The following is a 1,300-nucleotide window of genomic DNA, read 5'->3' as shown; positions in this document are numbered from 1 at the left end:
TTGGATGTGTTGGCGCGGGTAAACCGAGGCCGAGGGCCGAAATGGATGCTGCACAGGGGCGGAAGCCGACCGCGGCCGGTCGAGCCGCCGGCCGACATGACCCGTGCACCACGACCCGAACCGCTGCTGTTCCAGGGGCCCGGTGATTCCGCCGAGACGATCGAGCAGGCCGCGAAGCCGGCACCCGATTTGCCGGACACACGCCGACGAAGCGCCTCCGATCATCAGGTAGACGGATAGCAAGAGCCGTCACCGGCGATCGCGCCCGCCACAGGCCGCGGAGCAGAAGGTCTACACCGCGCCCTCGGAGCAAGCGGCGCTGGCTCGGCTCGCGGGCTGGATGTAGATCAATGACCGCGAGACGCTGGCTCGGCTCGCGAGCAGGGCCACCGTCACTTGTTCTCCGGCGTCGGCTAGGTGGCTGGTGTTTTGGGTGGCTAAGGATCGGTGTGTCTCTCAAGCTTTACCTGCCGGACTACAGGGTGACCTTCGTCGTCTCCCGCGAGAGCGGCGGCTACATCGAGGTCTCCCGCGACGATCACCGGCTCGGCGAGGTCCTAGTCGTGCCGATCGGTGTGGCAGACGATCGCCGGCAAGATCTGGTCGACTTCCAAGACGAAGAAGGACGATGGGGTGGAGCTCGGCCAGTTCATCGAGGCCGACCTGACCAAGTTCCACAACACGCTGCGGGCGCTGGCGGTCCAGGTCTCCACGGTGTCCGGGCTGAGCCTGCATAACCTCGGCTACTCCAGCGACAACCCGCCCAGCGCCGATGGCATCCGCGCGGCCGAGTCCCGGCATGTGAAGCGGGCCGAGCGGCGGATCAAGGGCTTCGAGAACGCTTGGGAGCGGAGGTTGCTGCGCTGGACGCGGTGTCGCCAGTTTCGCCTGGCGTCGGTGTCTGGAGGGGTGGAGCGGGAGGGAGCGGGAGGGAAATGGGAGGTTGTAGGGGGTTGAACCGCGTTGTACTGCACTGAGCGGAAGTTAGCTGCACCGGTTTGTGCTGCGATTTCTCAATTTTCGCAGGTGAGTGTCCTTTGTGTACTTGACTGGGGGTCAAGGGGTCGCAGGTTCAAATCCTGTCAGCCCGACGTTGGCGGAAGCCGGCTGACCGGCACGTAAGTGCAGGTCAGCGGGCTTTTTAGGGCTTGTGCTCGTCCAGCAGCGAGGCCCGCGAGGTGGCTTTGACGACGAACTCCTCGGCACTGCGCGCCAGGGAGAACCGCCGCGCTGTCTTGCGGTCCAGCCGCAGTTCCCGCGCGATCGCGCGGATCCCCTTGCCCTGGGCGCGCAACGCCTG

General features: G+C 65.9%; 1 protein-coding gene and 1 tRNA gene. Both read left to right on the top strand.

The genetic code is table 11. From position 1 onward, the window contains the following. The first annotated feature begins 573 nt into the window (after positions 1-573). Positions 574-957, top strand: coding sequence for a hypothetical protein (locus ACWDKQ_RS36235; protein ID WP_450143250.1), 384 nt, complete (start codon positions 574-576; stop codon positions 955-957). Between the two features lie 37 nt (positions 958-994). Continuing rightward, positions 995-1,091 (top strand) — tRNA-Leu (locus ACWDKQ_RS36230). Positions 1,092-1,300: the final 209 nt, after the last annotated feature.

Source organism: Saccharopolyspora sp. NPDC000995 (genome assembly GCF_053599315.1).
Note: the sequence above shows the minus strand (reverse complement) of the source record. Positions and strands in the feature narration are given on the sequence as shown.